Origin of the sequence: Helcococcus kunzii ATCC 51366 (genome assembly GCF_000245755.1) — a bacterium.
GTDB classification, from domain to species: domain Bacteria; phylum Bacillota; class Clostridia; order Tissierellales; family Peptoniphilaceae; genus Helcococcus; species Helcococcus kunzii.
This window is the reverse complement of record NZ_JH601088.1, coordinates 701,333-709,612: the sequence shown is the minus strand read 5'-3', so window position 1 is coordinate 709,612 and position 8,280 is coordinate 701,333. Positions and strand designations below refer to the sequence as shown.

The 8,280-nt window shown below is 28.8% G+C and carries 8 protein-coding genes and 1 riboswitch; all 8 genes read right to left on the bottom strand.

Annotation, left to right across the window (positions count from 1 at the left end):
- Positions 1 to 282: 282 nt before the first annotated feature.
- On the bottom strand, positions 283 to 687 hold the full coding sequence (locus HMPREF9709_RS03125) for a hypothetical protein (RefSeq protein ID WP_005397861.1): 405 nt from the start codon (positions 685 to 687) through the stop codon (positions 283 to 285).
- A 14-nt stretch (positions 688 to 701) separates the two neighbouring features.
- A complete protein-coding gene (locus tag HMPREF9709_RS03120; RefSeq protein WP_005397860.1) occupies positions 702 to 1,229 on the bottom strand; it encodes a hypothetical protein in 528 nt (175 codons plus the stop codon).
- A gap of 74 nt (positions 1,230 to 1,303) precedes the next feature.
- Entirely contained in the window at positions 1,304 to 2,863 is a 1,560-nt protein-coding gene (locus tag HMPREF9709_RS03115) for an ABC-F family ATP-binding cassette domain-containing protein (RefSeq protein ID WP_005397859.1), read from the bottom strand.
- A 142-nt stretch (positions 2,864 to 3,005) separates the two neighbouring features.
- Positions 3,006 to 3,908 (bottom strand): folate family ECF transporter S component, encoded by a 903-nt coding sequence (locus HMPREF9709_RS09530; protein ID WP_005397858.1) that lies wholly within the window; start codon positions 3,906 to 3,908, stop codon positions 3,006 to 3,008.
- Between the two features lie 36 nt (positions 3,909 to 3,944).
- Positions 3,945 to 4,042: riboswitch (THF riboswitch) on the bottom strand.
- Positions 4,043 to 4,064: 22 nt separating this feature from the next.
- Entirely contained in the window at positions 4,065 to 4,631 is a 567-nt protein-coding gene (locus HMPREF9709_RS03105) for a DNA-3-methyladenine glycosylase I (protein WP_005397857.1), read from the bottom strand.
- A gap of 133 nt (positions 4,632 to 4,764) precedes the next feature.
- Positions 4,765 to 5,280: an anaerobic ribonucleoside-triphosphate reductase activating protein gene (gene nrdG / locus HMPREF9709_RS03100; protein WP_005397856.1), complete on the bottom strand. Its 516-nt coding sequence runs from the start codon at positions 5,278 to 5,280 to the stop codon at positions 4,765 to 4,767.
- A complete protein-coding gene (nrdD, locus tag HMPREF9709_RS03095; RefSeq protein WP_005397854.1) occupies positions 5,277 to 7,421 on the bottom strand; it encodes an anaerobic ribonucleoside-triphosphate reductase in 2,145 nt (714 codons plus the stop codon). Before nrdD ends, nrdG begins: the two co-directional genes overlap by 4 nt.
- 528 nt (positions 7,422 to 7,949) lie before the next feature.
- A partial coding sequence (locus HMPREF9709_RS10040; RefSeq protein ID WP_169311906.1) for a hypothetical protein occupies positions 7,950 to 8,280 on the bottom strand: 331 nt, incomplete at its 5' end.

Sequence of the window (8,280 nt, the reverse complement as noted above, 5' to 3'; positions counted from 1 at the left end):
TAAATAATCAGGAAAAACAAGCAAAAATCTTTCCTGATTAAATCGAGAATCCTTAAATAATCAGGAAAAACAAGCAAAAATCTTTCCTGATTAAATCGAGAATCTTAAAATAATCAGGAAATAGCTACAAAAAAGCAAATAAGCTATTTATAAATCCACATATTACACCACCAAAACATTATAATATACAGTAAAACAAAATGCCCCGGCAATCCTGGGGCATTTTGTTCCATATTCTATTTTTCTTTATCAAATTTTTCAAATAGCACCATATTGTAATTTTCAATTTTTGGTGCTAATCCCCGCTGATTTTTTAGTAAAATAAAAACTCGCGGTAAATAAACTAATAAATAAGAAAGAGTGTAAAGCTACATTTTTTAACGTAAATATTTTCATAAAGTTTATAGATTTAAATTCTAATAAATAGCGTAAAGCAATGCCTATACACACTAGACCAATTACTTTAATCCAAAATAGCAAAAACTTTTCTTTTACTATGTAAGAAAGAATCATTCCTAGCATGATAGGTGGAAAGAATATGAAGAGTATGTTATATAAATTTAATTCAAATACTCCTGAAACTCCCCATAAAGGAAATCCAAAACTATTAAAAAATACTATAAAAAATAAACTTGTAAAATAATAAAATTTAATATTATTTTCTATATTCTTTCTCATTTCATCCATTTCTAAATCCTTCCCTATTCTTCCACATCCTTAAACACAAAATATTCCTTATTTGAATTTTCAGGACTAAGGATAATATTTTTTAATTCCCAACCTTCAATTTTAATTTTATTATCCCATTCTGGTTTTAATTCTATTGTTTTAATTTTATCTTTTTTAACAGTATTTACTGTTTTATTTTTTATGTTATATACTATAGGATCTTTTTCCTCAAACTCTTTTGTTTGTGGTGTTTGTTCAAATACGATGTTTTCTTTATCTTCACTCATCAATGGAGTAACAGAATATTTGTCATATTCTAGATCTTCTAAGAAAAGAGATGTTGTAATTTTTTCTTCCTTAAAGTTATATATGAATGTACCAACACCAGGAATTTTAAATAAAGAAATTTCATCATCTAAATAATAAATATCTCCAGGTTCTGCTCGTTTGATTGCATTTTCATATTTAGGTTCTTTTATAATACTTTGGTCCATGTTGTTTGTGCTGCAAGCAGTTAGTGTTAGGATTATTGTTAATAATAAAATAAATGTTTTTTTCATAATGTCTCCTTTACATGTATTATAATTAATATACGTCTTAGTTAATATATTGTCAATACTGTAAAGGACTTTTTTTATTTAAATTTTGTGCTGAATTCTTCCATATCCCAAGTGATTGTTGCTATATCCTCATAAAAGGATTTTTCATGGGAAATTAGAAATATCCCACCATTGTATGCTTTTAATGCTCTTTTTAACTCATCCTTTGCTACATTGTCTAAATGGTTTGTCGGTTCATCAAGCATTACAATATTTGTGGGTTGATTGATGATTTTACATAGACGAACTTTAGCTTTTTCTCCACCTGATAAAACTTTTACTTGGGATTCGTATTGTTCTGTAGTAAGCCCTACTCTTGCAAGTGCTGCTCTAACTTCATTTTGAAGTAAAGATGGGAATGTATCCCATATTTCATCTATTGCAGTTTGAGAACCATAAGTTTCTTCTTGCTTAAAATATCCAATGTGTAAGTTTTGGCCAAAATGAATTTCTCCTGATAAAGGCTTCATTTCTCCTAAAATAGTTTTAACAAGAGTTGTTTTACCAAGACCATTCATCCCTGTGATTACAATTCTATCCCCTCTCTCCATACGTAAGTTTAGAGGAATGGTAAGAGGTTCATCTTCAGTGTATCCAATCACTAAATCCTTCGTTTCAAAAATAAGTCTTGATGTGGATCCTATCTCCTTAAAATCAAACTCCGGTTCGGGTTTTTCTTTTTGTAATTCTATCCTATCCATTTTATCCAACATCTTTTGTCGAGACATTGCCATATTTCTTGTGGCAATATTAGCCTTATTTCTTGCTACGAAATCTTCCAGTTTTCTAATTTCAGCTTGTTGCTTTTTATATGCTGCTTCGATTTGTCTTAGCTTTTGTTCATGAAGTCTTTCAAATTCGTTATAGTCACCTACATATCTATTTAGCTCTTTATTTTCCACATGATAGATTAAATTAATTACAGAGTTTAAGAAATCAATATCGTGAGATATTAAAATAAAGGCATTTTCATAATTTTGAAGATACCTTCTTAACCATTCCACCTGATCTTCGTCGAGATAGTTTGTCGGTTCGTCAAGCATTAGAATATCTGGTTTTTCTAATAATAGTTTACATAAAAGCACTTTTGATCTTTGTCCACCAGATAAATCCTTAAATTTATTTTCAAGTCCAAATTCGTTTATTCCCATGTTTGTTGCAATTTCATCGATTTTTGCATCTATGGAATAGAAATCCCTTGTCTCAATGATATCTTGCAATAAACCTGCTTCTTCTAGCATTTCATTCATTTCTTCAGGAGAAGCATCAGCCATAGAAATATAAAGTTCATTCATCCTTGCTTCTTTTTCAAATAAATCTGAATACGCATCTTGCAATACTTCTCTAATGGTTACATCTTTATCATATGAAGCTAATTGATCCAAATATCCTACTTTAACATATTTAGCCCATTCAATTTTGCCATTATCAGGAATCAATTTCCCAGTAATGATATTCATAAATGAAGATTTACCTTCACCATTTGGGCCGATAAGACCAACATGCTCCCCTTTTAATAATCTAAAATTTACATTTTCCAAAATTTCTCTACCACCATAGCTATGATAAAGATTTTCAACTGTTAATATACTCATTTTCCCCTCAAATTTTACTTATATAATATAATTCCAATTTATTCTAACATATAGGTTAATCAAAATAAACATGAAATACTCTAAATTACAATAAAAAAACTATAACAAAATGATTTCTCATTTCATTATAGTTTTAAAATATCTATGCTAATTCTTTTTGTATATTTGTGACTTTTGCTATTCTTTCAATTATTGTTCTCATTAAAATTGCATATAATGGTATTGAGTAAGCTTGTTTAATAAGTGCTTTACTCATTAAAACTGAAATTGTATTTTTACCATAAAGCCATACAGAAAATAATGGCGCTAACACAACAGATGTCAATATTTGTCCAACTGCTATACCAACTAAAATTTTAATAAATGTATACTTTGGATGTTTATCTCCCAATAAACTTGCAACAACAACTGGTATCATACCTGTTAATGCTGATGTTAAAGAAAATAATGGATTGAATGGAAATGCTGATGGTCTAATGATAAATGCTACCACATCAGTAACTCCCCCAACAATAAATCCTGGGATTGGTCCAAGAATAAATCCTGATAATATAATTGGGAATCCTCCAAAACTGAAAACACCAATCCTTAAACTATTTACTATAGCACCTAGAGCAACAAAAATTGCCATGTATGTGATTTTAACTGTAGTAAATTTATTACTTTTATCTCTTTGGATAATCTCACCTATAATACCTGCGACAAATCCCAATAATGCTGCACCTATTATAAATAAAATATAATATTTTGATAAAACAGCTTGAAATTCATTAGATTTTTGCATAAATGCATCTAATTTTGCACCCTTTAATTTTGGAATTAACAAGAAATAATTCCTCGTTAATATACCTGCACACATAATAAGTGCTCCAAAAATTGCTCCAATTACCCTGTTAGACAATAAGCCTATAAAAAATATACCTAGACAACTTAATAATAAGCCTGTAAATATTATATTATTTCCACTTACTCTAAAGGAAACAATACTAATCACAGTCATGATTATTATGATTACCCAGGATTTAAAAGAAATATCTTTATTCATTTAATCCCTCCGTGAATATACTACTTAAGGGACTTAAGTAGTGAACGCGATTATCAATCGCAAATTTAAAAAATTTATTCGTACTAAAACAACGTCCCATTTTTAGTCACTATCGCTGATAATCTACTCTTACCTAAAAGATTATATCATACTTTTCTAATCTTTGTATTTAAAATTACACGATAATATATGATCATTGATCATTCCTATTGATTGCAAGAATGAATATATGATAGTTGAGCCAATAAATGTAAAACCCATTTTCTTCATATCTTCACAAATTTTATCGGAAAGTGGGTTTTTCGATGGCACTTCTTCTGGTGAAGACCATGGATTAATAATTGGCGTATCAAATACATATGACCAAATATATTTTGAAAAGCTTCCATATTTATCTTGAACTTCAATATATTTTTTCGCATTATTAATAGCTGATTTTATCTTCATTTCATTTCTAATAATAGCTTCATTTTCCAATAATTCATTTATTTTATTTTCATCATATTTTGAAACTATTTCTGGATTAAAATTATCAAAAGCTTCTCTAAATGCTTCTCTTTTCTTTAAGATTGTTAACCAAGACAAGCCTGATTGAAACATCTCCAAAACAAGCATTTCAAATATTTTATTATCATCAAATGTTGGTATCCCCCATTCTTCATCATGATATTTTTTCAATAATTCATCTGAATCTGACCAGGGACATCTTTTCATCTCTGTCATATAAGCTCCTTGTAAAAATATATTTTATTTAATTAATTCTATTTTCTATATTAACATATTTTTTATAAATATTTGAATCTTATATACTAAAATCCCCTTCACTAATTTAGTAAAGGGGATAAATATGTTACTTTTAATCTACATTATCTATATCAAGTTCAACTACTTCGCCCTTTTTAAGAGTTTCTTGTACATCTATAACTCTCTGATTTGAGCTTCCTCTGAATTTAAGTCGAAGATCAAGTTTTTCCATGATGAATGGTCCATCAATTAAAATGTCACATTCTTTTAATAATTCTAATCTCTTCGGATCTTCAATTAATTTTTCATAAGTATATCCTGAATATGCCCATATTTCCTTACCTGTCGCTTTTTTTGCCTTTCGTACAACTTCCGTCAACCAAGTATTTTGGAATGGTTCACCGCCTAATAATGTCAAACCTCGTACAGCAGGGTCTTTCAAGTATTCAATAACTAAATCTGTTTGTTCCTCTGTCCAAGGCTCTCCATAATTTGGATCTTGATAAAGAGCATTAAAACAACCGGGACATTTATGCGTGCATCCAGTAACAAACAATGATACTCTTATACCAAATCCATTTGCAACATCAAACTTCCTTATTTGTGCGTAATTTCCACCATAACTCATATATGTAACACTCTTGATTTTATTTCTTTTGTACGGCCTTCATTCCAGAAATTTTCACCTAAGTATCCACATGTACGTCTAATAACGGTAAGTCTATCTTTATCGGTATTGTGGCAATTTGGGCATTCCCATTCATTATCTTCATTTACTATTATTTCGCCATCATAACCACATTCATGGCAATAGTCAGATTTTGTATTAAATTCAGCATACATTATATGATCGTAGATATATCTAACAAGGGTTTCTACAGCTTCTAAATTATGATTCATATTTGGAATTTCAGCATAGGAAATCATCCCACCTGTTGATAATGTTTGAAACTCTGATTCGAAATCAAATTTATCAAATACAGAAATGTCTTCTCTAACATCTACATGATAGGAGTTTGTATAATATCCTTTATGTGTAACATCTTTGATTATTCCAAATCTAGCAGTATCTATCTTACAGAATCTATGTGTTAAGCTTTCTGCCGGAGTACCATATAAAGCGAAACCTAATCCTGTTTCTTCTTTAAATTTATCGGTAGCTTCTCTTAATTTCTTCATAACTTTTAATCCGAAATTCTTTCCACCTTTTGTATGTGATTCTCCAGTGATTAATTTTGAAGCTTCATATAATCCAATATATCCGATAGATAATGTTGAATATCCATTTTCTAAATAATCATCTATTTTTTCACCTTTACCTAATCTGGTGATGGCACCATATTGCCAATGTATTGGACTAACTTCACTTGTAGCTCCTTTAAGTAACTCATATCTAATTAATAGAGCTCTTTTAACTAATCTCAATCTTTTATCTAATATCTTGAAGAATTGTTCTTCAGATCCGTTTGAAAGAATGGCAATTTGTGGTAAGTTTAAACTTACTACCCCCATGTTAAATCTACCATCAAATACATATTCGCCTTTATCGTTTTTCCATGGAGATAAAAATGATCTACATCCCATAGGTGCAAAAACATTTCCTTCGTATAGTTCCTTCATTTTCTTTGCAGAAACATAGTCAGGATACATTCTTTTGGCAGTACATTTCGCCGCTAATTTAGTCAAATAATAATATTTAGAATCAGGATGCACATTATGTTCATCAAGCACATAAATCAATTTAGGAAATGCTGGAGTCACATAAACATCCGCTTCGTTTTTGATACCTGTATATCTTTGTTCAAGTATTTCTTGTTGAATCAAAGCTGCTTCTTTTTCATATTCAAATCCAGGCAAGAAATGCATAAACAATGTAACAAATGGAGCTTGACCATTTGTAGTCATTAATGTATTTATTTGATATTGAATGGTTTGTATACCATCTTTTACTTCTTTTTTAGTCCTTCTCCAAGCTACCTGTTTAGCTTTTTCTTTATCTATTTCAATACCATATATTTCTCTTTGTTCTTCTTCTACAAGAGCCAAATATTTGTTATATGATTTTCTAACAAAAGGAGCAAGTATTGTGTCTATACCATTAATACTTTGACCACCATATTGCCCACTTGCAACTTGCGCAATTATTTGAGTTGTCACAGTACATGCAACTTGGAAACTCTTTGGTGTATCTATTTTCTTACCATTTACAACAGTACCATTTGTAAGCATATCTTTTAAATTTATCAAGCAACAATTAAACATTGGTTGCATTATGTAGTCCATGTCATGGAAATGTATCGCGCCTGTATCATGCGCAAGTAATATGTCAGCTGGTAATAATTTTCTTCTCGCAATGTCTTTAGACACTTCACCAGCAATTAAATCTCTCTGTGTGCTTACAATTTTTGCATCTTTGTTTGAGTTTTCATTTAACACTTCTGCATTTGACTTATTTAATATACCAAGTACATCTTCGTCTATAGTGTTCATCTTACGTTTAAACTCTTGTACAGACCTATATGATTCATAAGCTTTTGCGGTCGCAAGATTATTGTATTTAATCAATCTATAATAAACTTCATCCTCAATACTATGAATTGTAATGGCCTTATCCATATCTCGTGCTTTTTCTTCTATCTCATTAGCAATCTTTAAAGCAAGCCCTTCTTCATACACCCCAGTGAATGAATTCATAGCCTTTTCTATCGCAATTATTATCTTTTCTTTATCAAATTCAACAATTGAACCATTTCTTTTTATAACATTCATATCTCCCCCCCCGTACATAATATTTTACTACATATAGTGGTTTTGTCAAGGTGAAAACACAATAAATAGTATTCAATTTTTATGGTAAACAATTCATTTAAAACAAAATTTCAAATGCACAATTATTAAAATATTTCAAATTTGACTTTTTCCTTTGAATTATTTTCATACTAAAATATTCAAAAGAAAATTTATTTGCAAATGTGTTTCATTAACTTTACTATGTTATTTATGTAAAATTTTCAAATACTTCAAAATATTAATAATATAATTTAATTTCTTGATTTTTATGCGATGAAAAATCTTAAACAGCTGAAAATATATGTTATATATATTATAATTAAAAATGAAGAGAAAAGTGATACCCCTAAGATATGTATAGTCGTCACACCTTTTATTCACTTATACATAATATTGTTTTTCTCTTCAAAAAAAGTGCTAATGATATAATTCATCAGCACTTTTTTGTTATTATTTTATATAACCTTTTATTAATAAACCTAAGTTATTTACTGGGAAGTTCCTTATCTAGCTCTTTAATTCTATACTTCTTTTCTTAAAAATAATATAAGATACAATTAAATTAAAGATAAATGGTATTATTTGTATAACGATTTTAAGTGAAACATTCATATTGTGATAAAAACTACTTATATTTTTATACGCAAAATAATAAAATACTATTTGAATGATAAAGAATATTATAAAATATTTAACTATATTTTTTATATTTAATAATATTAAATTTCTATTTGTCATACCTAAATCTCTAAACAAAATAAAATAGTTTTCATTTAACATCCAATATGTATTTAACGCACCAATTGAAGAAAAAATCAAAATACAAAATATTAGTATT

Excerpts from the sequence above, each read along its gene's own strand:
- HMPREF9709_RS09530 (WP_005397858.1), bottom strand. The coding sequence starts at position 3,908 with ATGAATAAAGATATTTCTTTTAAATCCTGGGTAATCATAATAATCATG.
- HMPREF9709_RS03105 (WP_005397857.1), bottom strand. The coding sequence starts at position 4,631 with ATGACAGAGATGAAAAGATGTCCCTGGTCAGATTCAGATGAATTATTG.
- nrdD (WP_005397854.1), bottom strand. The coding sequence starts at position 7,421 with ATGAATGTTATAAAAAGAAATGGTTCAATTGTTGAATTTGATAAAGAA.
- HMPREF9709_RS03125 (WP_005397861.1), bottom strand. The coding sequence starts at position 687 with ATGGATGAAATGAGAAAGAATATAGAAAATAATATTAAATTTTATTAT.
- nrdG (WP_005397856.1), bottom strand. The coding sequence starts at position 5,280 with ATGAGTTATGGTGGAAATTACGCACAAATAAGGAAGTTTGATGTTGCA.
- HMPREF9709_RS03115 (WP_005397859.1), bottom strand. The coding sequence starts at position 2,863 with ATGAGTATATTAACAGTTGAAAATCTTTATCATAGCTATGGTGGTAGA.
- HMPREF9709_RS03120 (WP_005397860.1), bottom strand. The coding sequence starts at position 1,229 with ATGAAAAAAACATTTATTTTATTATTAACAATAATCCTAACACTAACT.